This window comes from Streptomyces sp. O3, assembly GCF_054788135.1.
The window spans coordinates 56,216-81,521 of record NZ_JBTVYK010000024.1 but is presented as its reverse complement, the minus strand read 5'-3'; the positions used below and the strand labels follow the sequence as shown (position 1 = coordinate 81,521).

At 70.8% G+C, this 25,306-nt stretch carries 26 protein-coding genes; 9 read left to right on the top strand and 17 right to left on the bottom strand.

What is annotated here, in order from left to right; all coding sequences use genetic code 11:
* Positions 1-120: 120 nt before the first annotated feature.
* A complete protein-coding gene (gene serB / locus ACX6XY_RS14435; RefSeq protein WP_460330114.1) occupies positions 121-1,347 on the top strand; it encodes a phosphoserine phosphatase SerB in 1,227 nt (408 codons plus the stop codon).
* A 167-nt stretch (positions 1,348-1,514) separates the two neighbouring features.
* Here the strand turns inward: serB and ACX6XY_RS14430 are convergent, their stop codons facing one another.
* From ACX6XY_RS14430 to ACX6XY_RS14415, 4 genes are all read right to left on the bottom strand, one after another.
* Positions 1,515-2,069 (bottom strand): SixA phosphatase family protein, encoded by a 555-nt coding sequence (locus ACX6XY_RS14430; RefSeq protein WP_460330112.1) that lies wholly within the window; start codon positions 2,067-2,069, stop codon positions 1,515-1,517.
* Positions 2,070-2,145: 76 nt separating this feature from the next.
* Positions 2,146-2,373 (bottom strand): hypothetical protein, encoded by a 228-nt coding sequence (locus ACX6XY_RS14425; protein ID WP_460330110.1) that lies wholly within the window; start codon positions 2,371-2,373, stop codon positions 2,146-2,148.
* A 247-nt stretch (positions 2,374-2,620) separates the two neighbouring features.
* Positions 2,621-2,737 carry an SGM_5486 family transporter-associated protein gene (locus ACX6XY_RS14420; RefSeq protein ID WP_460330108.1) on the bottom strand — a complete coding sequence of 39 codons (117 nt, stop codon included), beginning with the start codon at positions 2,735-2,737 and terminating at the stop codon, positions 2,621-2,623.
* 43 nt (positions 2,738-2,780) lie between these two features.
* Entirely contained in the window at positions 2,781-4,118 is a 1,338-nt protein-coding gene (locus ACX6XY_RS14415) for a CynX/NimT family MFS transporter (RefSeq protein WP_460330106.1), read from the bottom strand.
* Positions 4,119-4,174: 56 nt separating this feature from the next.
* Here ACX6XY_RS14415 and ACX6XY_RS14410 point away from each other — a divergent pair, with 56 nt between their 5' ends.
* The gene (locus ACX6XY_RS14410) at positions 4,175-4,888 is read left to right on the top strand and encodes a FadR/GntR family transcriptional regulator (protein WP_460330104.1); all 714 of its coding nucleotides are present in this window, start codon (positions 4,175-4,177) and stop codon (positions 4,886-4,888) included.
* Here ACX6XY_RS14410 and ACX6XY_RS14405 read toward each other — a convergent pair.
* From ACX6XY_RS14405 to fabG, 3 genes are all read right to left on the bottom strand, one after another.
* Positions 4,869-5,219, bottom strand: a complete 351-nt coding sequence (locus ACX6XY_RS14405) for a hypothetical protein (protein WP_460330148.1) — start codon at positions 5,217-5,219, stop codon at positions 4,869-4,871. The two genes, ACX6XY_RS14410 and ACX6XY_RS14405, sit on opposite strands and share 20 nt — an antisense overlap.
* 267 nt (positions 5,220-5,486) lie before the next feature.
* Entirely contained in the window at positions 5,487-6,254 is a 768-nt protein-coding gene (gene fabI / locus ACX6XY_RS14400; protein ID WP_460330102.1) for an enoyl-ACP reductase FabI, read from the bottom strand.
* 4 nt (positions 6,255-6,258) lie between these two features.
* Positions 6,259-6,963, bottom strand: a complete 705-nt coding sequence (gene fabG / locus ACX6XY_RS14395; protein WP_460330100.1) for a 3-oxoacyl-[acyl-carrier-protein] reductase — start codon at positions 6,961-6,963, stop codon at positions 6,259-6,261.
* 128 nt (positions 6,964-7,091) lie between these two features.
* Between fabG and ACX6XY_RS14390 the strand changes: the two genes are divergently transcribed.
* From ACX6XY_RS14390 to tyrS, 3 genes are all read left to right on the top strand, one after another.
* A complete protein-coding gene (locus tag ACX6XY_RS14390) occupies positions 7,092-8,615 on the top strand; it encodes a TldD/PmbA family protein (protein WP_460330098.1) in 1,524 nt (507 codons plus the stop codon).
* Positions 8,612-10,015 (top strand): metallopeptidase TldD-related protein, encoded by a 1,404-nt coding sequence (locus tag ACX6XY_RS14385; protein WP_460330096.1) that lies wholly within the window; start codon positions 8,612-8,614, stop codon positions 10,013-10,015. Before ACX6XY_RS14390 ends, ACX6XY_RS14385 begins: the two co-directional genes overlap by 4 nt.
* A gap of 118 nt (positions 10,016-10,133) precedes the next feature.
* Positions 10,134-11,402, top strand: coding sequence for a tyrosine--tRNA ligase (gene tyrS, locus ACX6XY_RS14380; protein ID WP_460330094.1), 1,269 nt, complete (start codon positions 10,134-10,136; stop codon positions 11,400-11,402).
* Between the two features lie 79 nt (positions 11,403-11,481).
* Here the strand turns inward: tyrS and ACX6XY_RS14375 are convergent, their stop codons facing one another.
* Positions 11,482-11,754, bottom strand: a complete 273-nt coding sequence (locus ACX6XY_RS14375; protein WP_460330092.1) for a GlsB/YeaQ/YmgE family stress response membrane protein — start codon at positions 11,752-11,754, stop codon at positions 11,482-11,484.
* 214 nt (positions 11,755-11,968) lie between these two features.
* On the opposite strand from ACX6XY_RS14375, the gene ACX6XY_RS14370 reads away from it, so the two are divergent.
* Both ACX6XY_RS14370 and ACX6XY_RS14365 read left to right on the top strand, forming a co-directional pair.
* Positions 11,969-12,343, top strand: a complete 375-nt coding sequence (locus ACX6XY_RS14370) for a DUF3099 domain-containing protein (RefSeq protein ID WP_460330090.1) — start codon at positions 11,969-11,971, stop codon at positions 12,341-12,343.
* A 220-nt stretch (positions 12,344-12,563) separates the two neighbouring features.
* The gene (locus ACX6XY_RS14365; protein ID WP_460330088.1) at positions 12,564-12,818 is read left to right on the top strand and encodes a hypothetical protein; all 255 of its coding nucleotides are present in this window, start codon (positions 12,564-12,566) and stop codon (positions 12,816-12,818) included.
* On the opposite strand, the gene moaA is transcribed toward ACX6XY_RS14365, so the two are convergent.
* From moaA to ACX6XY_RS14350, 3 genes are all read right to left on the bottom strand, one after another.
* Positions 12,801-13,799 (bottom strand): GTP 3',8-cyclase MoaA, encoded by a 999-nt coding sequence (gene moaA, locus ACX6XY_RS14360; protein WP_460330086.1) that lies wholly within the window; start codon positions 13,797-13,799, stop codon positions 12,801-12,803. The genes ACX6XY_RS14365 and moaA overlap by 18 nt on opposite strands.
* A gap of 191 nt (positions 13,800-13,990) precedes the next feature.
* Entirely contained in the window at positions 13,991-15,610 is a 1,620-nt protein-coding gene (locus ACX6XY_RS14355; RefSeq protein WP_460330084.1) for a solute symporter family protein, read from the bottom strand.
* Positions 15,607-15,975: a DUF485 domain-containing protein gene (locus ACX6XY_RS14350; protein ID WP_460330082.1), complete on the bottom strand. Its 369-nt coding sequence runs from the start codon at positions 15,973-15,975 to the stop codon at positions 15,607-15,609. The genes ACX6XY_RS14355 and ACX6XY_RS14350 overlap by 4 nt, the downstream gene beginning before the upstream one ends.
* A 257-nt stretch (positions 15,976-16,232) precedes the next feature.
* On the opposite strand from ACX6XY_RS14350, the gene ACX6XY_RS14345 reads away from it, so the two are divergent.
* Entirely contained in the window at positions 16,233-17,777 is a 1,545-nt protein-coding gene (locus tag ACX6XY_RS14345; RefSeq protein ID WP_460330080.1) for a S8 family peptidase, read from the top strand.
* A 213-nt stretch (positions 17,778-17,990) separates the two neighbouring features.
* On the top strand, positions 17,991-19,028 hold the full coding sequence (locus ACX6XY_RS14340) for a CopD family protein (RefSeq protein WP_460330078.1): 1,038 nt from the start codon (positions 17,991-17,993) through the stop codon (positions 19,026-19,028).
* Here ACX6XY_RS14340 and ACX6XY_RS14335 read toward each other — a convergent pair.
* The 6 genes from ACX6XY_RS14335 to ACX6XY_RS14310 form a co-directional block, all read right to left on the bottom strand.
* On the bottom strand, positions 18,997-19,731 hold the full coding sequence (locus ACX6XY_RS14335; protein WP_460330146.1) for a lysoplasmalogenase: 735 nt from the start codon (positions 19,729-19,731) through the stop codon (positions 18,997-18,999). The two genes, ACX6XY_RS14340 and ACX6XY_RS14335, sit on opposite strands and share 32 nt — an antisense overlap.
* 65 nt (positions 19,732-19,796) lie before the next feature.
* Positions 19,797-20,693 carry a sterol desaturase family protein gene (locus ACX6XY_RS14330; RefSeq protein ID WP_460330076.1) on the bottom strand — a complete coding sequence of 299 codons (897 nt, stop codon included), beginning with the start codon at positions 20,691-20,693 and terminating at the stop codon, positions 19,797-19,799.
* Between the two features lie 241 nt (positions 20,694-20,934).
* On the bottom strand, positions 20,935-22,242 hold the full coding sequence (locus ACX6XY_RS14325; protein WP_460330074.1) for an amidohydrolase family protein: 1,308 nt from the start codon (positions 22,240-22,242) through the stop codon (positions 20,935-20,937).
* On the bottom strand, positions 22,239-23,516 hold the full coding sequence (locus ACX6XY_RS14320; protein WP_460330072.1) for an amidohydrolase family protein: 1,278 nt from the start codon (positions 23,514-23,516) through the stop codon (positions 22,239-22,241). Before ACX6XY_RS14320 ends, ACX6XY_RS14325 begins: the two co-directional genes overlap by 4 nt.
* Before the next feature lie 51 nt (positions 23,517-23,567).
* Positions 23,568-24,452 (bottom strand): SDR family NAD(P)-dependent oxidoreductase, encoded by an 885-nt coding sequence (locus tag ACX6XY_RS14315; RefSeq protein ID WP_460330070.1) that lies wholly within the window; start codon positions 24,450-24,452, stop codon positions 23,568-23,570.
* Positions 24,452-25,249 (bottom strand): acetoacetate decarboxylase family protein, encoded by a 798-nt coding sequence (locus tag ACX6XY_RS14310; RefSeq protein WP_460330068.1) that lies wholly within the window; start codon positions 25,247-25,249, stop codon positions 24,452-24,454. The genes ACX6XY_RS14315 and ACX6XY_RS14310 overlap by 1 nt, the downstream gene beginning before the upstream one ends.
* Between the last annotated feature and the right edge of the window lie 57 nt (positions 25,250-25,306).

Sequence of the window (25,306 nt, the reverse complement as noted above, 5' to 3'; positions counted from 1 at the left end):
TAATAGGGCATCAGGGCAGCTATCGGGAGGCCCTGGGTGAATGCGTTCGGACGCCGGACGGTCCAGCAGATGGGACAGGGCGTCGCCCGTGCCACGGGGGCCGGATACGGTGGGATCACCATGAGCGCACCCACGCCCCCAGACACCGCTGATGCCCCCACTCTTCTCGTCAAGATCTTCGGCAAGGACCGGCCGGGGATCACCGCCGGGCTCTTCGACACTCTCGCCGCCTTCTCCGTCGACGTCGTCGACTTGGAGCAGGTCGTGACCCGTGGCCGGATAGTGCTGTGCGCGCTGGTCACCGAGCCGGCCGTCGGGACCGAGGGAGAGCTGCGGTCCACGGTCCACAGCTGGGCCGACTCACTCCAGATGCAGGCCGAGATCATCTCCGGGACCGGCGACAACCGGCCGCGCGGCACGGGCCGTTCCCATGTCACCGTGCTCGGTCATCCGCTCACCGCCGAGTCCACGGCCTCGATCGCCGCGTGCATCACCGCGACCGGGGGTAACATCGACCGGATCTTCCGGCTCGCCAAGTACCCCGTCACGGCCGTCGAGTTCGCGGTGTCCGGCACCGGGACGGAGCCTCTGCGCACCGCGCTCGCCACCGAGGCGGCGGCGCTCGGGGTGGATGTCGCGGTGGTGTCGGCCGGGCTGCACCGGCGCGCGCAGCGGCTGATCGTCATGGACGTGGACTCGACGCTGATCCAGGACGAGGTCATCGAGCTGTTCGCCGCGCACGCCGGGTGTGAGGACGAGGTCGCCGAGGTGACGGCGGCGGCGATGCGTGGAGAGCTGGACTTCGAGCAGTCGCTGCACGCGCGCGTCGCGCTGCTCGAGGGGCTCGACGCGTCGGTGGTGGACAAGGTCCGCACCGAGGTGCGGCTCACACCCGGCGCCCGCACCCTGATCCGTACGCTGAAACGTCTCGGCTATCAGGTGGGCGTGGTCTCCGGCGGCTTCACTCAGGTGACGGATGACCTCAAGGAGCGGCTCGGGCTCGACTTCGCGCACGCCAACACGCTGGAGATCGCCGACGGGAAGCTGACCGGCCGGGTCACCGGCGAGATCGTGGACCGCGCGGGCAAGGCCAGGCTGCTGCGCCGGTTCGCGGCCGAGGCCGGGGTTCCGCTGGCGCAGACCGTCGCGATCGGTGACGGAGCCAACGACCTCGACATGCTCAACGCCGCCGGGCTCGGGGTCGCGTTCAACGCCAAGCCCCTGGTGCGCGAGGCGGCGCACACCGCGGTGAACGTCCCCTTCCTGGACACCGTGCTCTATTTGCTGGGCGTCACGCGCGAAGAGGTGGAAGAAGTCGAGGCTGCGGAGGCGGCGGCCGACAGCTGAGTGTCGTACGCGGTCCGGCCCCCTGCGGAGGGGGCCCGGCCGCGTATCGCTGCTCCGGCCGCGTACGGCTGGTCCGGCCGCGTACGGCTGATCCGGCCGCGTACGGCTGGTCCGGCGGGCCTGTGCTGGAGAGCCTGTCTGAACCCCCGTCGTCCGCCCGGACGCTCTCAGGCCTCGTGCGGGGCCCAGTAGTCGAAGAGGGTCGTCGTGCCGGGCTCGACGGCCTTCCAGGGGCCGGTGAACGAGAGCATCGCCAGGGCCGAGGTCGGGAAGCCGCGGCGGGCCATCCGGATCCGCGCGTCGCCCTCCGAGTCCCCGGTCAGCACGTCGGCCAGGCCCTGCATGCCCGGATTGTGGCCGATGAGCAGGACGTCGTCGACGTACTCCGGGACTTCGTTGAGCACCGCGATCAGTTCGCCGGGCGAGGCGTCGTAGAGCCGGTCTTCGTAGACGGTCTTGGGGCGCTGCGGCAGCTCCTGGACGGCCAGCTTCCACGTCTCGCGGGTCCTGGCCGCGGTCGAGCAGAGGGCCAGGTCGAATTCGATGCCGCTCGCGGCCAGCCTGCGACCGGCGGCGGGCGCGTCCTTGCGGCCACGCTCGGCGAGCGGCCGCTCGTGGTCGGCGACCTCGGGCCAGTCGGCCTTCGCGTGCCGGAGAAGGACGATCCTGCGGGTTACGGAGAGTCGGGGGTCGATCCCCCCGGAAGACGCTGCGACGCTCATGTGCCCCAGCTTCGCATGAAACGGGCCGGGAGGCGCAGGGAGTTGACGGGGTCCGCCTGCACGGGTGACAGGCGGCTCACGGCGCCGGGCTGAGTACCGTCTGGACATGCTCCAGGAGCTGGCCGAGTGCGGGCTCGGCGCTCGCCGCACGCGCGTCGACCGGGTGCAGGACCAAGGCCAGCAGCGCGGCGAAGGCTATGGTCGGCAGCACGACGGCCCACCACGGCAGCCTGGCCTCGACGCCGCCACGGGTCTGGCCGTCACGGGGCTGGGGGACCGGCCGGGTGTGCGTCGGGGCCGACATGTCGCCTCCGCGAGTCTTCGAGTCCGTCATGGCGCCGCGTCTTCGCGGCACATCTCGAACTTACGGAATGCGCGGGGCCCGGCCCATCCGGTGTCCCACCCACTTGACCCTGACCCTGGCCCCCTAGGGGATGGGGGGCTAGCCCCACCATCGGCCCCCCTCAACGCGGAATGAGCGGATGACAGGACGTCAGAGCAGCAGGCGGCAGGACGTCAAGGCACCAGGAGCAACAGAGGCCTCTGCGGCATCAGGGCGAGGCGATCGACGCGATGACGCCGATCACCACGGTGATGGCCAGCATCGCGCCCAGCACGATCAGGAACTTCTTCTGGCCGTTCTGGGGATTCGGGTCGAGCACAGGCATAAGGTCAGTCTCGCACCCTTTCGCCCGGACACGGCCGCCGGGGTCACCCCTGGCACTCGTCCTCGATCACACGGCCCCGGCCCGCGACGAAGCCGAGCGCGATCTGCGCTGTCATCAGCCCCGCCATGAACAGCAGCGGCACCTCCCAGCCTCCGTCGTGCTGGTAGAGCACACCCACGACCAGCGGCCCCGGAATCGAGATCAGATAGCCGGTGCTCTGCACGAACGCCGACAGCCGCACCACTCCGGCGCCGGTGCGCGCACGCATCCCGATCAGGGTGAGGACCAGCGGGAACGTACACATGGACACGCCCAGCAGGATCGTCCAGACCCAGGCTCCGGCGGCCGGGGCGAAATAGAGCCCCGCGTAGGAGACCAGGCCGCACAGCCCGAGTGCCACGGCGAGCGGCGCCTGGTTCGTCAGCCGCGCGGCGACGTTCGGCAGGACGAAGGAGAGCGGGACGCCTAGGCCCATGGTGACGGCGAGCAGCACTCCGGCCGTGTCCGCGGGCACGTCCGCGTCGCGGTAGATCTGCGGCAGCCAGCCCATCACGATGTACGCGGATGTGGCCTGGAGCCCGAAGAACGCCGCGAGCGCCCACGCGGTCCTGCTGCGGGTGACCCGGACGTTCCCGGCCTGGTCCTGATCCTGGGCCTGGGCCTGGGCCGCGGCGGGGGCCTTGGCGCGGGCCTGGGCCCGGTCCCGTACCAGCGGAATCCAGGCCAGTACGGCGACCACGGCGAGCGCCGCCCAGACCGCGAGCCCCGACCGCCAGGAACCGCCCAGCGCCTGGGTCACCGGTACGGTGGCGGCGGCCGCGAGGGCGGTGCCGAGCGAGAGGGCCATCGAGTACAGACCGGTCATCGGGCCGATCCGGTCGGGGAACCAACGCTTGATCACCGCGGGCAGCAGGACGTTGCTGAGGGCGATGCCCATCAGCGCCACCGCGCTGGCCGCCAGGAATCCGGCGGCGTTCCCCAGGAGCGGGCGGACCAGCAGCCCGGTGGCGATCGCGGCCATCCCGGCGCAGATCACGGCCGCCGGGCCCCAGCGGCGCGCGAGCCGCGGCGCCATCACCCCGAAGATCGCGAAGCACAGGGGCGGTACGGAAGTGAGCAGCCCCGCCGTGCTGCCGCTCATCCCGATGCCGGTCCTGACGTCGGCGAGGAGAGCGCCGAGGCTGGTGATGGCGGGACGCAGGTTGAGCGCGGCGAGCACGACGCCGACGACGACCAGCCGGAGCAGCCACGGCGACGGAGCGGACACGGCGGCACGCTCCGAGGGCACGGAAGACGCGACAGACACAGAAGACGCAGAAGACGTGGAGGACGTGGAGGACGTGGTGGTCGTCGCCGTCGGGGTTTCCTCGCGTGCTGCCATGGGAGCCATCATAGAATCATGGGATGATTGATTGTCCACTCTAGTGAGGGAACCCCATGCCGCTGACGTCTCCCCGGCGCTCCGCGCTCGCCGACCAGGTCATCGCGGAGCTGCGGAACCAGATCACCTCGGGTGAGTGGCCGGTCGGCTCACGCATCCCGACCGAACCCGAGCTCGTCGAACGGCTCGGGGTGGCCCGTAACACCGTCCGTGAGGCCGTGCGCGCGCTCGCGCACAACGGCCTGCTCGACATCCGGCAAGGGTCCGGCACCTTCGTGGTGGCGACCAGCGAGCTGGCCGGTGTGATGCACCGCCGGTTCGCCGACGCCGATCCGGCCCATGTCGCGGAGCTGCGCTCCACGCTGGAGTCCACGGCGGCGAAGCTGGCCGCGTCGCGCCGGACCGAACGCGACCTGAAGCAGCTCGACGCGCTCCTTGAGCGGCGCGAGGCGGCCTGGTCGGCGGGTGAGCGGGAGGCCTTCGTCGACGCCGACTCGACGTTCCACCTCGCCGTGGTGGCCGCGAGCCACAATGACGTGCTGACCGCGCTCTACGCCGACCTGGGCGACGTCCTGCGCGCGTGGCTGCGCGACGACGTGGGCGAAGAGCTGCGCCCGGAGCGGCACATGGACCACGCGCGGCTGGTGGCCGCGATCCGCGCGGGGGACGCCGACGCGGCGGCCGATGAGGCGGCCGGATATCCATTTCTGTGCCGTCCCGAACTGTTCGACGAGCACCGGGGTCAGAACCTCAGGACCGGCCGTGGCTGACCCACACCGCGTCGACCTCCTTCCAGCAGCGCCCGGCCAGCCGTACGGTCGTCGCCGGCCGCACGGCGACCGGCCGCCCGTCGGTGTCGATGTCCCACCAGCGCGCGCACTCGATGTGCAGCCGGACGCGGTCGGTCTCCGGATAGGGGTTGTGGCAGTACGCGACCGCGTCGGAGCCGTCGACCTCGGTCCGGCAGGTCGCGCCGAACGGCGGGAGCTCACCGGGTTGACCGGATTGACCGGGATTCGGCTGGGACGCGGCGTCGGCTGGCAGGGCGAGCATCAGGGCGAGCCCGCAGAGTGCCGCGTACCAGGCGCGCACCGGGCGCACCGGGCGGACGGGGCGGACGGGGCGTGTTCTGCGCACAGGCGGTACCTCCTCGGCCGTACTGCGGCAAGGCGGTGAACGCCGCCGCGGCTGCACCACAAGGGGGACGCGAGAGAGGCTCGCGCTCGCGGGGGACGCGAGGGGGAGACTCCGCCTTCAGCTTGTGCGGTACGCGGCCGGGGCGCCCGACCGGTGGGCCGAACGGGTGATGCCCCGCTCCCCCGCGCGCTGCGGGGAAACGGGGCATCGGCGTCGTAAGGCCGTCGGGCCTCAGGCGCCCACGGCGTGCAGGCCGCCGTCGACGTGGATGATCTCGCCGGTGGTCTTCGGGAACCAGTCCGAGAGCAGGGCGACCACCGCGCGGCCGGCGGGCTCGGGGTCGGTCAGGTCCCACTCAAGCGGCGCGCGCTCGTCCCAGACGGCGGCCAGCTCCGAGAAGCCCGGAATGGACTTGGCGGCCATCGAGCCGAGCGGACCGGCCGAGACCAGGTTGCAGCGGATGTTCTGCTTGCCCAGGTCGCGGGCCATGTACCGGTTGGTGGCCTCCAGGGCGGCCTTGGTCGGGCCCATCCAGTCGTACTGCGGCCACGCGAACTGCGCGTCGAAGGTCATCCCGACCACCGAGCCGCCCTCCTGCATCAGCGGCAGGCAGGCCATCGTCAGCGACTTCAGCGAGAACGCCGAGACGTGCATTGCCGTGGCGACCGACTCGAAGGGCGTGTTGAGGAAGTTGCCGCCGAGCGCGTCCTGCGGGGCGAAGCCGATGGAGTGCAGCAGGCCGTCCAGGCCGCCGAGCTCCTCGCGCACCACGTCCTCGAGCCTGGCCAGGTGCTCGTCGTTGCTGACGTCCAGCTCGACGACCTTGGCGGGCTTGGGCAGCTTCTTGGCGATCCGCTCGGTCAGCGTGGGCCGCGGGAACGCGGTCAGGATGATCTCCGCGCCCTGCTCCTGCGCCAGCTTGGCGGCGTGGAAGGCGATGGACGACTCCATCAGCACACCCGTGATGAGGATGCGCTTGCCGTCGAGGATTCCGCTCATGAGATCAGTGACCCATGCCCAATCCGCCGTCAACCGGGATGACGGCTCCAGTGATGTACGAGGCGTCATCGGACGCGAGGAAACGCACCGTGGCGGCGATCTCCTCGGGCTGCGCGTAACGGCCCAGGGGCACCTGCGAGACGATGTCCGCACGCTGCTCGTCGCTGAGCGCCTGGGTCATGTCGGTGTCCACGAAGCCGGGCGCGACGACGTTGAAGGTGAGGTTGCGCGAGCCGAGCTCCCGAGCCAGCGAGCGCGCGAAGCCGACCAGACCGGCCTTGGACGCGGCGTAGTTCGCCTGCCCGGCCGAGCCGAGCAGACCCACCACCGAGGAGATCAGGACGACGCGGCCCTTGCGGGCGCGCAGCATGCCGCGGTTGGCGCGCTTGACCACCCGGAAGGCGCCGGTGAGGTTGGTGTCCAGGACGGAGGTGAAGTCGTCCTCGGTCATCCGCATCAGGAGCTGGTCCTTGGTGACGCCCGCGTTGGCCACCAGCACCTCGACCGGGCCGTGCTTCTCCTCGATCTCCTTGTAGGCCTGCTCCACCTGCTCGGCGTCGGTGATGTCGCACTTGACGCCGAGGAAGCCCGCCGGGGGTTCGCCCGAGCGGTATGTGATCGCGACCTTGTCGCCTGCGTCGGCGAAGGCCCGCGCGATGGCGAGGCCGATGCCCCGGTTGCCTCCGGTGACGAGAACCGAGCGGCTCAACGGATCACCCTTTCGATAGCGGTCTGGTGCGCCTCAAACTATCGGTACCGTCCGGGATACGGAGAATCGCCCACCGACAGTGGCTCACAACAGTCCCTGTGGGGTCCCTACAGAAAGGGGAGGCATCCGTGCCTCATTCCATCGACGCGTCGTTCCTCGCGCTGCCGCTGCGGGCGCTGGCCGACGCCGCGCTCGCCAGGGCCCGTGCCCTGGGCGCCGAGCACGCGGACTTCCGCTTCGAGCGGGTGCGCAGCGCGGCCTGGCGGCTGCGTGACGCCAGACCGGCGGGTTCGTCGGACACCACCGATCTGGGGTATGCCGTGCGGGTGGTGCACGGCGGCAGCTGGGGGTTCGCGTCCGGGGTCGACCTGACGATGGACGCGGCCGCGCGCGTGGCCGGCCAGGCCGTGGAGATGGCGAAGCTGTCGGCGCGGGTCATCGCGGCGGCCGGGTCCGACGAGCGGGTGGAACTGGCGGACGAGCCCGTGCACGCGGACCGTACCTGGGTGTCCTCGTACGAGATCGACCCGTTCGACGTGCCGGACGGGGAGAAGACCGGCCTGCTGGCCGAGTGGAGCTCGCGGCTGCTGGCCGCCGACGGCGTGGCCCATGCCGACGCCTCGCTGCTGACCGTCCACGAGAACAAGTTCTACGCGGATACGGCGGGCACGGTCACCACCCAGCAGCGGGTGCGGCTGCACCCGCAGCTGACGGCGGTCGCCGTGGACGGCGAGAGCGGCGAGTTCGACTCGATGCGCACCATCGCGCCGCCGGTCGGGCGGGGCTGGGAGTATCTGACCGGGTCGGTCTGGGACTGGAACGCGGAGCTGGCCCAGCTGCCGGAGTTGCTCGCCGAGAAGATGCGCGCGCCGAGTGTCGAGCCGGGCGCGTACGACCTGGTCGTCGACCCGTCGAACCTCTGGCTGACCATCCACGAGTCGATCGGCCACGCCACCGAGCTGGACCGCGCGCTCGGCTACGAGGCGGCGTACGCGGGAACGTCCTTCGCGACCTTCGACCAGCTCGGGAAGCTCAGGTACGGCTCCGAGATCATGAACGTGACCGGTGACCGCACCGCCGAGCACGGCCTGGCGACCATCGGGTACGACGACGAGGGCGTCGCGGCCCAGTCCTGGGACCTGGTCACGGACGGCACCCTGACCGGCTACCAGCTGGACCGGCGCATCGCGAGACTCACCGGCTTCGCCCGCTCCAACGGCTGCGCCTACGCCGACTCGCCCGGACATGTGCCGGTGCAGCGGATGGCGAACGTGTCGCTGCGGCCCGCGCCCGACGGACCGTCCACGGACGAGCTGATCTCCGGGGTCGAGCGGGGCATCTATGTCGTCGGGGACCGCTCCTGGTCCATCGACATGCAGCGCTACAACTTCCAGTTCACCGGTCAGCGCTTCTTCAGGATCGAGAACGGTCGGCTCGCGGGGCAGCTGCGCGATGCCGCGTACCAGGCGACGACCACCGATTTCTGGGGTTCGATGGCCGCGATCGGCGGCCCCGAGACCTATGTCCTGGGTGGCGCGTTCAACTGCGGCAAGGCCCAGCCGGGTCAGGTCGCGGCCGTCTCGCACGGGTGCCCGTCCGCCCTCTTCCAGCAGGTCAACATCTTGAACACGTCGCAGGAGGCCGGGCGATGACGCTCCGTACCAGCAAGCCGCACGAGATCGTCGAACATGCCGTCGAGCTGTCCAAGGCCGACGGGTGCGTGGTGATCGCCGACGAGGAGTCGACGGCTGATCTGCGCTGGGCGGGCAACGCCCTGACCACCAACGGCGTGACCCGCGGACGCACTCTGACCGTGATCGCCACGGTCGACGGCCAGCAGGGCACCGCCTCAGGCGTCGTGTCGCGCTCGGCGGTCACCGCGGACGAGCTGGAGGGCGTGGTACGCGCCGCGGAGGCCGCCGCCCGTAGCGCGGGACCGGCCGAGGACGCGCGGCCGCTGGTCGAGGGGACGCCGCCGTCTCCCGGCTTCACGGACCCGCCCGCGGAGACCTCGTCGGCCGTCTTCGCGGAGTTCGCCCCGGCGCTGGGCGAGGCGTTCGCCCGAGCACGCGCGGGCGGCCGGGAGCTGTACGGCTTCGCGCACCACGGTCTGGTGTCCAGCTATCTGGGTACGTCCACGGGCCTGCGGCTGCGCCACGACCAGCCGACCGGGACGCTGGAGCTGAACGCCAAGTCCCCCGACCGGAAGCGCTCGGCGTGGGCGGGCCGCTCCACGCGGGACTTCACGGACGTGGACCCGGCCGCGCTGGACGCGGAGCTGGCGACCCGGCTCGGCTGGGCCGAGCGGCGGATCGAGCTGCCCGCGGGGCGGTACGAGACGCTGCTGCCGCCGACCGCGGTGGCCGACCTGCTGATCTACCAGTACTGGTCGTCGGCGGCGCGGGACGCGGCCGAGGGGCGGACGGTGTTCAGCAGCCCCGGCGGCGGCACGCGGGTCGGCGAGAAGCTGTCCGGGCTGCCGCTGACGCTGCGCAGCGACCCGCACGAGCCCGGCCTGGAGTCGGCGCCGTTCGTGCTCGCGCACGCGTCGGGCGACGACGCGTCCGTGTTCGACAACGGGCTGCCGCTGGCCGCGACGGAGTGGCTGCGCGAGGGCACGCTGGCCCGGCTGCCGACCACCCGGCACAGCGCGGGCCTGACCGGTCTGCCGGTGGCGCCCGCGGTCGACAATCTCATCCTGGACGGCGGCGACGGCCGGTCCCTGGAGGAGATGGTGGCCGCGACGGGGCATGACGGGCCCGGCCTGCTGCTGACCTGCCTCTGGTACATCCGCGAGGTCGACCCGGCGACGCTGCTGCTGACCGGGCTGACCAGGGACGGGGTCTATCTGGTGGAGCGCGGCGAAGTGGTCGGCGAGGTCAACAACTTCCGCTTCAACGAGTCGCCGGTGGATCTGCTGGGCCGGGCGGTGGCGGCCGGGCGGACGGAAAGGACATTGCCCCGCGAATGGAGTGATTGGTTTACTCGGGCGGCGATGCCGGCGCTGCGGGTGCCGGACTTCAACATGAGTTCGGTCAGCCAGGGCGTCTGACACCTGTGCGACACCCATAGACTGACCGGGAGAATCACGCTTCGTTTCATTCGTTTAAATCGTTTGATTCGTTCCAGTCGTATCGTTCCATTCGCTTCGTTCAAGGAGACACAGAGCCGTGACGGACATCGTCGAGGAACTGCGGTGGCGTGGGCTGATCGCCCAGGCCACTGACGAGGACGCACTGCGCAAGGCGTTCGCGGACGGTCCCGTCACGTTCTATTGCGGCTTCGACCCGACCGCGCCCAGCCTGCACCTGGGCAACCTGGTCCAGATCCTCACCATGCGGCGGCTCCAGCAGGCGGGCAACCGCCCGCTGGGGCTGGTCGGCGGGGCCACCGGTCTGATCGGCGACCCCAAGCCGAACTCGGAGCGGACGCTGAACGCGCCCGAGGTCGTCGCGGGCTGGGTGGAGCGGCTGCGCGGGCAGATCGAGCGCTACCTCGACTTCGAGGGCCCGTACGCCGCGACCATGGTCAACAACCTGGACTGGACGTCGGGCCTGTCGGCCGTCGACTTCCTGCGGGACGTCGGCAAGTACTTCCGGGTCAACAAGATGATCACCAAGGAGGCGGTCGCGCGGCGGCTCAACTCCGACGCGGGCATCAGCTACACCGAGTTCAGCTACCAGGTCCTCCAGGGGATGGACTACCTGGAGCTGTTCCGGCGGTACGGCTGCGCCCTGCAGACCGGCGGCAGCGACCAGTGGGGCAACATCACCGCGGGCACCGACCTGATCCACCGGGTCGAGCCCGAGGCGCAGGTGCACGCGCTGGCGACACCGCTGATCACCAAGGCGGACGGCACCAAGTTCGGCAAGACCGAGTCCGGCACGGTCTGGCTCGACGCCGAGCGGACCACGCCGTACGCCTTCTACCAGTTCTGGCTGAACGCCGACGACCGGGACATCCCGAAGTTCCTGCGGATCTTCAGCTTCAAGTCCCGTGCGGAGATCGAGGAGCTGGAGAAGCTGACCGAGGAGCGGCCGCAGGCGCGGGCCGCGCAGCGGGCGCTCGCCGAGGAGCTGACCACGCTGGTGCACGGCGCCGAGGAGTGCGCGGCGGTCATCGCGGCGTCCAAGGCGCTGTTCGGGCAGGGGGACCTCGCCGAGCTGGACGAGGCGACGCTGAGCGCGGCGCTCTCCGAGGTGCCGCACGCCCGTGTCGCCGAGCTCGGCCCGGTCGTCGATCTGCTCGCCGAGGTCGGTCTGGTGGCCAGCAAGTCCGCCGCCCGCCGTACGGTCAAGGAGGGCGGCGCCTACGTGAACAACGCCAAGGTCACCGGCGAGGACGCGGTCCCGTCCGCCGCGGACCTGCTGCACGGGCGCTGGCTGGTGCTGCGCCGGGGCAAGAAGAACCTCGCGGCGATCGAGGTCGCCGCGGGCTGACCCGGCGGGGCGCCGCGAGAGCGTGTGTAGGGGGCTGGTCCGTGGCGACACGGACCAGCCCCCTACGCCGTGGTCCAGCTCAGGTCGTCTGTTTGCCCTTGACCATCTTGTAGAGGTAGTCCCCGGCGAAGACGAGGACCACGGCGGCCGCGAGCTGCAGTGCGTGCCGCCCCCAGTCGATCCCTGGCGTCTCGTCGATCCCGAAGCCCGCGGCCAGGGAGTTGCCGACGACTCCGCCGATGATGCCGAGCACTGTGGTCATCCACAGTGGCAGGTGCTGCTTGCCGGGGAGGATCGCCTTGGCGAGCAACCCCAGCACAAGTCCCACGATGATCGCCCACAACCAGCCCACGGCTGCCTCCTCGTCCGGCTCTTGGTGAGCACTTACGGCCAGTGTCGGCCCACCTGGCGTACGGCGCATGTCGGGCGGTGCGCTACGCGATACGGCGTGGCGGACCCGCCGGGCCGAAGCGCCACCCACTCTCGAACCCGGCGCGGCCACGGCGTACCGTGGACTCGGTCCGGAGCGGGGAGCGTCCGGCAGTCGGCAGGGTGGTGGAGGCGTGATGCGGAAGCGGCGTGACGACCAGGTCTTCCGGATCACGGGAGCGCGGCAGGGCCTCGCGGACGACGTACGGGGCAGGCAGCGCCGCTATGTGATCTCGATGTCGATCCGTACGGTCTCGGTGATCCTCGCCGGTGTGCTGTGGAACGTCGAACGCCATGTGGCCGTCGCCGCCCTGGTACTGGGCATGCTGCTCCCCTATATCGCCGTGGTGGTCGCCAACGCGGGCCGGGAGAGCGCCCCCTCGCTGCCGTCCACCTTCGTCCCGGCACCGGGGCGGCCGATGCTGGCGGCGCCGGTGCCCGAGCGCGGTGCCGAGTCGGCGGCGGAACCCGCCGCCGGAAGCCCGAGCGATCAGCCGAGGGACCGGAGCTGACCTGCCCCGCCCGCGAAGCTCAAGAAAAGCTCAGATCAATCATGCGGTTCCGTGCACCGCACAGGGTCGCGCGTGACATACTTCGTACGCGCTCCGCATCCCCCGTCGGAGCGACAGACCGACGCCGGGCAGCTCCCCCCGTGGCTGCCCGGCGTCGCCTTGTCTCCACCCCCTTCCCCCAGCTACTCTCCGGAGTCGTCTCGGCGTCTAGGCTGAGGGCGTGAACCTTCCTGGCCTGTCCCCTGAGTCCCCCGAGTCCCCCGCCACTCCGCAGTGCTCCGCCAAGGGCTGCCGGGCCGATGCCGAGTGGGTGCTCGCCTGGAACAACCCGAAGGTGCACACGCCCGAGCGGCGCAAGACCTGGCTCGCCTGCGCTGAGCATCGCGAGCACCTCTCGCAGTTCCTGGGGGTGCGCGGCTTCCTCAAGGACGTGGTCCGGCTGGCGGACTGGGAGGCGTCAGCCGCCGATCGCTGACATCGGGCGGGACGGTTGCAGGAAGGTCGGGTCGTCCAGGCCTGAACCCGCCTTCTTGCCCCACATCGCCTGCTTCCATATGCGGGCGATCTCGTCGTCCGAGCCCGCCGGTCCGTCCGAGCGCAGTGCGGCGCGCAGATCGGTCTCCTCGGTGGCGAACAGACAGGTGCGGACCTGGCCGTCGGCGGTGAGACGGGTGCGGTCGCAGGCCGCGCAGAACGGGCGGGTGACCGAGGCGATCACCCCGACGCGGTGCGGGCCGCCGTCGACGATCCAGCGCTCGGCGGGGGCCGAGCCGCGCTCCCGCTGCCCCTCTTCGGTGAGGGTGAAGCGGGTGCGCAGCGATGCGAGGATGTCACCCGCGGTGATCATGCCGTCGCGCTTCCAGCCGTGCTGGGCGTCCAGCGGCATCTGCTCGATGAACCGCAGCTCGTAGTCGTTCTCCACCGCCCAGGCCAGCAGGTCGGGGGCCTCGTCGTCGTTGAGGCCCGGCATCAGCACCGCGTTGACCTTGACCGGGGTGAGTCCGGCCTCGCGGGCGGCCGCCATGCCGTCCAGGACGTCCTGGTGGCGGTCGCGGCGGGTGAGGGTCTTGAAGACGTCGGGGCGCAGGGTGTCAAGGGAGACGTTGACCCGGTCGAGACCGGCCGCCTTGAGCGCGCTCGCGGTGCGCTTGAGACCGATGCCGTTGCTGGTCAGGGACATCTTGGGGCGGGGTTCGAGCGCCGCGCAGCGCTCGACGATGCCGACCAGGCCGGGGCGCAGCAGCGGCTCGCCGCCGGTGAAGCGGACCTCTTCGACGCCGAGCCGGGTCACGGCTATGCGGATCAGCCGGACGATCTCGTCATCGGTGAGGAGATCGGGCTTGGCGAGCCATTGCAGGCCTTCTTCCGGCATGCAGTAGGTGCAGCGCAGATTGCAGCGGTCGGTCAGCGAGACCCGCAGATCGGTGGCCACGCGGCCGTATGTGTCGATCAGCATGTCGGCCCCTCCCTGTGTCAGTACAGAACGAGACTACGTGACGGGACTGACATCGCCCCGTGCCCGATCCCACAAGGAGCGGCGCGGCCGCGTCGTAGGGACCTACGACGCGGCCGTGACCTGCGCGGAGTCGGTTTCGCCGAGTAGGGGTACGCGGCTGAACGGGGCTGAACGGGCACCAGGCCCCTGGATCAGTGCGCTCCGGTTCCGGTGAGGGAGCGGACCTCGAGTTCCGCGTACTTGCCGGTGTCCGGTTCCTCCTTGGACAGCACGGTGCCGAGCCAGCCGAGCAGGAAGCCCAGCGGGATGGAGATCAGACCGGGGTTGTTCAGCGGGAACCAGTGGAAGTCCACGCCTGGGAACATCGAGCTGTCCTTCCCGGACACCACCGGCGAGAAGAGCACCAGGATCACGGACGAGGACAGGCCTCCGTAGATCGACCACAGCGCGCCACGGGTGGTGAAGCGCTTCCAGAACAGGCTGTAGAGGATGGTCGGCAGGTTGGCGGAGGCCGCGACCGCGAAGGCCAGGGCGACCAGTCCCGCGACGTTCAGGTCACGGGCCATCGCACCGAGCGCGATGGACACGATCCCGATCAGGACGGTGGCCCAGCGGGCCGCCCTGACCTCCTCCTTCTCGGTGGCCTGTCCCTTGCGGATGACGTTGGCGTAGATGTCGTGGGCGAACGACGACGAGGAGGCCAGGGTCAGCCCGGCGACCACCGCGAGGATCGTGGCGAAGGCGACCGCGGAGATCACCGCGAGCAGGATCGCGCCACCCGCTGAGTCGACCCCGCCGACGTGCAGGGCCAGCAGCGGCGCCGCGGTGTTGCCCGCCTTGTTGGACTCGGTGATCGTCTCGGGTCCGACCAGCGCGGCGGCGCCGAAGCCCAGGGCGATGGTCATCAGATAGAAGCCGCCGATGATCCCGATGGCCCAGTTGACCGACTTACGGGCGGCCTTGGCGGTGGGCACGGTGTAGAACCGGATCAGGATGTGCGGCAGGCCCGCGGTGCCCAGGACGAGCGCGACGGCGAGCGAGATGAAGTCCAGCTGGGTGGTCGGGGTGAGGCCGTACTTCAGTCCGGGTTCCAGGAAGGCGGCGCCGTGGCCGCTGTTCTCGGCCGCCTTGCCGAGCAGGTCGGAGACGTTGAAGTCGAACTTCAGCATGACCAGGAAAGTGATCAGCAGGGTGCCGCTGATGAGCAGGACGGCCTTGACCATCTGCACCCAGGTGGTGCCCTTCATGCCGCCGATGGTGACGTACACGATCATCAGTACGCCGACCAGGGCGACCACGGCGATCTTCCCGGCGTCGCTGGTGATGCCGAGCAGCAGTGAGACCAGGACGCCCGCGCCCGCCATCTGAGCGAGCAGGTAGAAGATGGACACCACGATGGTGGAGGCGCCGGCGGCGGTGCGCACCGGCCGTTGCCGCATCCGGTAGGCGAGTACGTCGCCCATGGTGAAGCGGCCGGAGTTGCGCAGCGGTTCGGCGACCAGCAGCAGCGCCACCAGCCAGGCGACCAGGAAACCGATCGAGTACAGGAAGCCGTCGTACCCGAACAGCGCGATGGCGCCCGCGATGCCGAGGAAGGACGCGGCCGACATGTAGTCGCCGGAGATGGCGAGGCCGTTCTGGAAGCCGGTGAACTGGCGGCCGCCCGCGTAGAAGTCGGCGGCGCTCTTGGTCTGCCGCCCGGCCCACACGGTGATGCCCAGGGTCGCCAGGACGAATGCCGTGAAAAGGGCGATGATCAGCGGCCGGTGCTCGCTCGCCTCCGAGGCCGCGAGCAGGACGTGCTGGCTCATGCGTCGGCCTCCATACGGGACTTGATCGCCTCACCCTTCGGGTCGAGCACGGTGGCGGCGTGCCGCGAGTAGTACCAGGCGATGAGGAACGTGGTGACGAACTGGGCGACGCCGAGGACGAGGGCGACGTTGATGTTGCCGACGAGCTTGGCGCCCATGAAGTCGCCCGCGTAGATCGAGAGCAGCACGTACAGCAAGTACCAGGCGATGAAGGCGACGGTCAGCGGGAAGGCGAAGGAGCGGTACGCCCGGCGCAGTTCGCCGAACTCCGCGCTCTCCTGTACCTCCCGGTAGGCCTCCGTGGTGGGCATGGTGCCCACGCGGGAGCCTTCTCCCGGCGGCGGTGGTGGTGCTTCGGTGGCCACAGAGTCTCCTTGCGACGCGGGGTGATCGACGATCCGACGGGGGCCGATGCTGGCCGGTCCCCCTGCCCACCGCACGGCGACGCGCGCGGACCGGTTCAACAGCGCGCGATTTTCGTTCTATTGAGCAACTCGTTATGGAGGAACTCGTTGCCCAACGAGCCTGATCGACGGTAGTTTCGCCGGGACTACTGATCATGTACCTGTCCGGGCGCGACGTGCGTCCGGACCACTTGGTCTACGGATGATGTGGAGACCCCATGGCTCATCTGCGTTCCAGACGAGGGCGCCTCATCGCGGTGCCGCTCGGACTGGCGCTGACCGCGTCGCTCGGCTTCCTCCCGGCCGGTGCGAGCGCCGCACCGCAGGACGCGCCCGCCGCCGAGAAGGCGGAGGAGGGCCCGCTGCTGTCGTACGTGGTCAACTCGAAGGCCAATTACGGCACCCTGAAGCGGGTACGCAAGGCCATAGCCGAGGCTGACGGCACGGTCGTCACCACGCACGAGAAGATCGGTGTGACGGTCGCCCACTCGACCAACCCGGACTTCGGCGCGGAACTGCGCGCGGTGCGCGGCGTCCAGTCGGCCGGCGCCACCCGCACGGCTCCGCTCGTCCCGCTCGCCACCACCGACGTGGGCGCGACGAAGACGCTGACCGAGGCCGAGGTCGCCGAGATCTCCGCCGAGGCCAAGGACGGCCAGGAGCCGCTGGAAGCCGAACTGTGGGGCCTGCGGTCCATCAAGGCCGACCAGGCGCACAAGGTCAACCCCGGCAGCAGCAAGGTGACCGTCGGTGTCATCGACACCGGCGTGGACGACACCCACCCGGACCTCGCGCCGAACTTCGCCGCCGACAAGTCGGCGAACTGCGTGACCGGTGTCCCGGACACCTCGCCGGGCGCCTGGCGTCCGTACGCGGACGGCAGCGACCACGGTACGCACGTGGCCGGGACGATCGCCGCGCCCCGCAACGGCATCGGCGTGGCCGGTGTCGCGCCCGGTGTCAAGGTCTCCGGCATCAAGGTGAGCACGCCGAAGGACAGCTTCTTCTACGCCGAGGCCGTCGTCTGCGCGTTCATGTTCGCCGCCGACAAGGACATCGACGTCACCAACAACAGCTACTACGTCGACCCGTGGCTGTTCAACTGCGCCACCCACCCGGACCAGAAGGCGATCGCGGAGTCGCTCAGGCGCGCCACGAACTACGCCGAGCGCAAGGGCACCGTGAACATCGGCTCGGCCGGTAACTCGAACGTCGACCTCGCGGCCGACGAGCTCCCGGACTCCAGCAGCCCGAACGACTCCACCCCGGTCGACCGGGTGATCGACCCGTCCGAGTGCCCGGACGTGCCGACCCAGCTGCCCGCCGTCATGTCGGTGTCCGCCACCGGCGTCGAGGACGCCAAGTCGTACTACTCGACGTACGGCCTCGGTGAGGTCGATGTCGCCGCTCCCGGTGGCGACATGCGTTACCAGATTCCGGGTGTGCCGGACAATGACGCCCCGGACCGGCGCGGCGGCATCCTGTCCACCGTGGTCAACGGCGAGTACGGCTACAAGCAGGGCACCTCGATGGCCAGCCCGCACGCGGCCGGTGTGCTGGCGCTGCTGAAGTCGGAGCACCCGTGGGCGTCCGCCAAGCAGCTGAAGTGGATGCTCAAGTTCCAGGCCAGCCCGATGGCCTGCCCGACGGAGTACGACCCGGACGGCGACGGTGAGACCAACGCCACCTGTGAGGGCGGCAAGTACTACAACGGCTTCTTCGGCCACGGCAAGATCGACGCGCTGAAGGCGGTCCGCTGGTAAAGCGGCGTCACCGCACGCGTCACCCGCGACGCGTCACTGCGACGTGTCACCTCTTCGTGTGACCTGGCACGGGCCGTCCTTCGGGGCGGCCCGTGTCGCGTTTCCCTCCCCCTGTTCACGGGATACAGGCGCGATGTAGGCAATTTGTTGTATTTTCGCATCAACGGGGCGTCGTAGCTTGCTGGACCAGACCACCGCGGCGAAGATCGTCCAATGAGCATGTCCCGGCCCCCCGTTACGGCGTCACCGTCCGATCCACCGCACCACGACGGTCCCCCGAGCGACGGGCCGACGGCCTCGCGCCGGGCCGCGTACGGGCGGGCCGCCGCCGTCCTCGTACTCCTGCTGGCGGCCGTGCTGGCGCCCCTGCTCGGCCCGTCCGCCGCCCTGGACGGCACCGGGGAACGCGAGGCGCCCGGCACCGGCCTCATCACCGCGCTCCGTACGGTCCTGTACGCGGCGCTGTGCGTGCAGGTCGGCGAGGTGGCCACGGCCTGGCTCGCCCGGCGGATCCCCGACGCGCCGTCACACACGCCGCGCGGCTGGAGCGCCGCCGCCGCGTGGGCGGGAGCACTCGCCGCGCTCGCCCTGGCCGCCATCGTCGCCAACGGCAACGTACCGCCGCAGAGCCTGGCCGACCTCAGCATGGACCGGCTGTACCAGAGCCGGGACGGACAGCTGGCCCTGATCGAGATCAACGGCTTTGCCGCGGCCGCGTTCTGCGCCACATCGCGCCGCCCCGGCACAGCCCTGTTCCCGCTCGGTGCGGTGATCGTGGCGGAGGCGCTGCGCGCGCACCCCTGGCCGGAGAGCACACCGCTGGTGGGCAGCGCGCTGACCCTGGTCCATCTGGCCTGCGCCGCGCTGTGGGCGGGCGGCCTGCTCCGGGTGCTGCGCACGATGCGGCTCTGGCACGGCACCCGGCCGGACGCGGCCGTCGCCTTGTTGGGGCGCTACGCGCGCGTAGCGGCCGTGCTGTTCGCCGCGATCACGGTGACCGGCATCTGCTCGACGCTGCGCAGGCTGCCGCTGGACTCCGTGTTCGACACCGCGTACGGGCGCACCCTGGTGGCGAAACTCCTCCTGGTCGCCGTGATCGCGGTCCTGGCGCTGCTGGCCCGGCGTCGGCTGCGGCACGCGACCGACCCCTGCTCCGCCGCGGCGCCCGCGCGGGTCGAAGTGACGCTGCTCGGTCTGGCCGTCGTGGTGTCGGCCCTGCTCACCGCCGTTCCGACGCCGATCTGGTGGTGACGCCCGCCGCCCCTGGACCTGATCCGGTGCGGGCCGCGGCCGCGCGCACCCCGTAGGCCAGGAGCAGTTGGGCCGTGACATAGGTGAGCATGATCCAGAAGTCGGGCCTGGGCAGCTGGGGCCACTCGGCGACGCCGGTGGCGATCAGCGTGTCCGAGAGCAGGAACAGCGCGCCGCCCAGTCCCCCGGCCAGCCCCACCCGCGTCGAGCGGAACGCCATCGCGGTCAGCAGCAGGCTGTATCCGGCGACCGGGCCCCGCAGCTCCGACGGCAGGTCGGCCCAGAGCAGCGCCACCGTGCCGACCAGTGCCACGCCGTACCCCGCGCCCAGCAGGACGCTAGGTCCTGCCGTCACCTTCCCGCCGTCCGCCCGGAGGGTGGGAGTTCGACGACAGGGCCTAGGCGCGCGTGGCGTGCCGTGCCGGGCGAACAGCACCAGGTAGCAGACGTGCCCCACGGCGAACGAGGTCATCCCGGCGAGGAAGGCCGCGTCGGCGTCCAGGAGCAGCAGCACGTCACCGCCCCAGCCGAACAGCAGCGCGGCGACCAGCAGCCGGGGGCCGCCGCGTACGGCCGTGTACCCGGCGAGCAGGGGCATCAGCAGCGGCTTGCACAGAGTGTGCCCGAGGTCTGCGCCGGCCAGCAGCGAACCGAGGTCCCCGACTGCGGCGAAGGCGAAGGCCACGAGCAACAGGCGGGCCAGCCGCTCCCGGTTCACGCGCCGCTCGCGGCTCGGGCGGCCCGCACGGCTGACGTGATCCTCCCGGTTCACACGGCGCCCTTGGTGACCGCGTCCGCCGCGGCGGGCCGCTCGCTCTGGGGCGACGCGTCCGCGGGTCGCGGCGACCACCCCGGACCGCGGAAGACCCGTCCGGCCCGCTCGCGCCAGCTCTCCGCCGCCCTGAGGTCCCTCGCGATGGCGGCGTACTCATGCGTGGCCACCCGCAGCGGGTTGTAGGTGTCGATGTTCTTGGTGAGCCCGAACACCGGCCGGTCCGTCTCCGGCACGAACGAACGGAACATCCGGTCCCAGACGATCAGGATGCCGCCGAAGTTGCGGTCCAGATAGCCGCCCTGTGAGGCGTGGTGCACCCGGTGGTGCGAGGGCGTGTTGAAGACGAACTCGAAGGCGCGGGGCAGCTTGCCGATGCGCTCGGTGTGGATCCAGAACTGGTAGACGAGGTTCGCCGATGAGCAGAAGGCGAGCGCGGCCGGGTGCACACCGCAGACGATCAGCGGCAGATAGAAGGGCCAGACCGTGAGACTGGTCCACGGCTGGCGCAGCGCGGTGGTGAGGTTGAACTTCCGGCTGGAGTGGTGCACCACGTGGCAGGCCCACAGGATGCGGATCACATGGTGGCCGCGGTGCGACCAGTAGTAGAAGAAGTCCTGCGCGAGCAGCATCAGCGGGACCGTCCACCACAGCACGGGCACCCGCAGCGGGGTCAGCTCGTACACCAGGGTGTAGATCGCGACGATCGGTATCTTCCACAACAGGTCGAAGACGAGACTGCCGAGCCCCATGGTGATGCTGGTCGCGGCGTCCTTGGTCTCGTATCCGGCGGCGTCGTCATCCGGGTGCAGCCGCACACTCACCATCTCGACCACGGTGAGCAGCACGAACGCGGGGATGGACCACAGCACGACATCGGGGAGGTTCGGCATGGGTGCACCGTAAGCGCCCCGGCAGGCCGCCGCTAGGGGTGGTTACCGACAAGTATTACCGCTGGTACGCCTTGAGTTCTTGGTGATCCCCGCCAAGGGATGTCCGGCCGCGTCCTGCGATGCGTGGGCCAGGCTGGCGGGCGCGACGGCCAAGTCGCCGCTGTCGGCTCCACCGGGGGCCGGTCTGGTGCGCGCCCCGGTATGGCGCGCCGCCTACCCGACCCTCGCCCCCACTGCCGCGTCACCACACGCGGACCGACCCGCCCGGTGCGAAGACCGGTGAGGCGGCATCCACCGGGGGCTCCTTCAGCGGTTCGGCCAGCTCCGCGACCGTGGGGCCGACCCTGGCCGCGATCGGGTCCAGGTGGGCCAGGTCGAAGCCGTAGACGCGGGCGGCGTTGCCGCCGATCATGGCGGCGACCTCCTTCCTGGGCAGTCCCGCGTACGCGGCGCGGAGACCCTCGCGGCTGTAGGGGTAGGTGCCTTCGTCGTGCGGATAGTCGCTGCCCCACATGATCTTGTCGAGGCCGATACGGTCGCGCAGCGGCACCTCGTGGGGGCGCATGAAGCTGGCGCCGACGAAGCAGTTGTCGGCCCAGACCTCGCTCGGGCCCTTGCCCATCGCGGCGGCGAGTCCGGCGCCGAACTTGGATTCCGCCGTGTCGGCCCGCGTACCGGACTTCGCCGACGCGGCGACCAGGCGGCCGTGGTAGTAGTCCAGCATGTCGAGTACGCCCGGTATCCAGCCGGAGCCCTGCTCAGTGAGGACCAGCCGCAGGCCTGGGTAGCGGCGGAACACCCCGCCGAAGATCAGATGCCACAGGGCGCGGTGCGAGAACCAGGTGGTCTCCACCATGAACACGGCGCGCGCGGCCGGTTCCTCACCGAGCGGCGGGGACGCCGAACCGGCGTGGTGGTTCACCGGGACGCCGAGCTCGGCGCAGACCGCCCAGAGCGGGTCGTACGCCCGCGAGTGCAGCTCGGGCAGGCCCGAGCCCGGTGGCGTACCCGGTAGCAGGAGGCCGCCGGTGAGGCCCGCCGCGTGGGCCCGGCGGACCTCCGCCACGGCTGCGTCCACGTCGTTCAGAAGCACTTGGAAGACACCCGCGCGGCGGCCGGGTACGGCCGCGCAGAAGTCCGCCAGCCAGCGGTTGTGGGCGCGCAGCCCGGCCCAGCGCTGGTCGAACTCCGCGCGGGTCGGGGCCGGGGCCATCAGGGCGGCGGAGGGGAAGAAGGGCGGGATCGTGTTGGGGAAGACGACCTCGGCGACGATGCCGTCCGCCTCCAGTTCGGCGACGCGGCGGCCGGAGTTCCAGTTCTTGTCGGCGGTGTCGGCGAGCAGGTCCTCGTATGGGTTGACGTAGGTCGCCGCCCAGGCGTCGAAGGCCTCGTGGTGCCGGGACTCCAGATACGGCTTGTAGTCCAGGAGGTCGGCGCCCGCATGGCAGTCGGCCGAGACGACGGTGTAGCGGTCCGCGCCGTCGTGAGTGGACACGGGGTCGTGAGTGGACACGGGGTCGTGAGTGGACACGGGGTCGTGGGCGGTCATGACGACACCCCCAGCGTCGGGAAGTCGTGGTCGGTCAGCCAGTGGCGGCCGACCTCGCGGGAGCGCGCCCAGGACGCCTCCACGGCCGCCTGGTCGGCGCTCTGGCCGAGGTCGGCGGGTGTGGGGCCGATCCGACGGGCGATCGGGGCCAGGGCCTCGGTGTCGAAGCCGAACACCTCGGCCGCGGCGAGGCCGAGCATGCGGCGGGTCTCGGTGACCGGGATGTCGTGGAAGGTGTTCTTCAGCCACGCGCGCGTGTCGGGCCAGGTGCCCTCGGGGTGCGGGAAGTCGGAGCCCCAGAGGATGTTGTCGACCCCGATCTCGTAGCGCTGGGCGAGTTCGCGCCGCTTGGTGTTGGTGGCGCAGATGAACAGCTGCCGGTCGAGGTACTCATGCGGGGGACGCCTCAGTTCGGCGAACGGTGAGAGCTTCTTGCCGCCGTGGGCGCCCAGATAGAGCCGGTCCATGAACCACAGGAGGTTCGGCAGCCACCAGCAGCCCGACTCGGCGACGCCGAACCTCAGCCCCGGATGGCGCTCGAACACACCGGACCAGAGCAGGAACCACAGCGGCCTGGCGGGCCACCAGGTGACCTCGGAGACGTAGATGCCCAGGTGGTCGCCGTACTCGTGGCGCGGGGCCGCCCCGGAGTGGGTGACCAGCGGCATGCCGGTCTCAGCGGCCGCCGCCCAGACGGGCTCGTATCGCCGGTCGTGGTACGGCTCCTTGTCGACCCACATGGACGGGATCATGAGAGCCCCGAGGCCGGACTCCCTGGCCCGGTGGATTTCCGCCACGACCCGGTCGATCTCGCCGGTGACGGGCAGCAGGGCCACGCCGCAGTGCCGTTCGGGGTGCTCGCCGACGAACTCGGCCAGCCAGCGGTTGTGCGCCTGGGCGCCCGCCATGCCCAGCTCCGGGTCCTGGTCGCCGGAGAGCCCGAGGCCCACCCCGAAGGGGGCGGCGGTCTGGCTGTCCACGGCGTCGGCGTCCGGGAACACGACTTCGGCCGCCACCCCGTCGCCGTCCAGTTCCTTGAGGCGCTGGGCGGTGTCCCAGCCACCGCGCAGGCCCTCCTCGTTGTCGTGGAACCACTTGGCGGCGAAGGCCTCGTTGCGTACACCGAGCCGGGTCATCTCCTCGCGGCGGGCGTCCTGCCGCCCGAGGAAGTCGTCGAAGGCGCGGTGGAAGCGGCGGTCGAGATAGGGCCGGTAGTCCTTGGTGGGGAGCCCGGCGTGGCAGTCGGATGAGATGATCAGATAGGGGTCCGTCATCGTATGTCCCTTATCTCTTGTCCTCTATCTCTTGTCCTCTATCTCTTGTCCTCAGTCGAGGATGAAGTTCTCGAGGTACGCCGGGTCGGCGCGGTCGAGCATCGACCGCGACCTGGCCCTGATCTGCCGGTCGCTGTGCTCGCTCTCGGGCAGCAGCCAGAAGCGGTCGGCCCTGATCCCCTCGGCGACGAAGTCGGCGACCTCGTCGACCGGCGTGAACCGCACCTCCTGCCCCGCCTCGCGCATCGCCGCCTCCCACTGGGCGAGGCTGCGGTAAGGCGTCTTGCGGGGGCGCTCCTTGGCGTAGCGCGCCGGCCGGTTGCGGTGCGACTCCCACAGGCCGGTGCGCAGCATGTGCGGGCCGGGGAAGAGCACCGAGGCTCCGACGGCGGCGCCCTCGGCCCTGAGGTGGGCGTACAGCGACTCGGTCATGGTCACCACGGCCGCCTTGGTGACCGCGTACACCGACGCGGTGGGCAGCGGAGCGATCCCGCCGTCCCCCGACGAGGTGTTGACGACGTGGCCGGGTCCGCCCGCCGCGATCATGCGCGGCAGGAAGGCCTGGATGCCGTGGAAGACGCCCCACACGTTGACCGCGAAGGCCCACTTCCAGTCGTTCGGCTCGTGTTCCCACATCCGGCCCTCGGCACCGGAGCCGACGCCCGCGTTGTTGCACAGCACGTGCACGGCGCCGTACGTCTCGTACGCCGTGTCCGCCAGGGCCTGGACGGACGCCCGGTCCGCGACGTCCACCACGCGCGCGTGCACGTCGGCGCCGTCCGCACGAAGCGCCGCGGTCGCCTTCTCCAGGGCACCCTCCTCGACGTCCGCGAGGACGACCTTCAGCCCGTCGGCGGCGAACCTGCGCGCCATGGCGAGGCCGATGCCGCTGGCCGCTCCGGTGACGACGGCGACCTGTCCCGCGCCGAGCCGCATCAGAGACCGCCTTCCGGCGGCCCGTCGAGTATCTGCCGCGGGTCGTCGTAGCGCTGGTGGATGTACGGGAGCAGGGCCAGGGCGCTGACGCGTTCGGCGACCCGGCCCCTCTGGCCGGTGGTCTTCTCGCCGATGGTGATCTCCACCAGGCGCCGCACCCGCAGGTCGGCGACCGGGTCGTAGACCGACTCGCGCAGGACCACCTCGCCGGTGATCCGCTCCAGCCTGCGCACCCTCTCGTCGCGTACGCAGTGCACCAGGACCGGGTCCGCGTCGAAGCCCGAACCGTCGACGGCGGGCAGGAACTTGAAGTAGAAGTCAGTCTTCTGGACGGGCTCGGGCAGCGGCAGCTCGCCGCTGACCGTGCCACGCACCTCGACGAAGGCGATCTGGTGCCGGGCTAGTGCGGCGCGCACCACCGGTCCTTCGCGTTCGACGGTGACCTCGCCGAGCTTCTTCGGCTCGCCGAACACCTCTCGGCCGCCGATCAGAGCGCGCTCGTGGGTCATCGGCATGACCAGGGGGTACCAGCCCTCGACGCCGTCGTGCGCGGCGGCGACCGCGACCGATCCGGCGCCCAGGGGGTAGCCAGGCAGGTCGACGTCGCTGATGTTGGCCCGCACCAGGGGCTGTCCGGTGGGTTTCAGCGGCGGCGGCAGCACTGCGGCCACGGTGTCCGGGTCGGTCTCCCAGACGGCGACGACGCCGGTGGACCAGATGTCGGGGAGTCTGGAGTTCGCGGTGCGCGCCGCGGTGATCTCGGCCTCGGTGCGCGCGCCGTACCGTACCCGTGCCATGTCGAACCACCCTTCGCAGGTCGTGCGGAGACGTGCCGTACCAGGGAGCCTGTAACA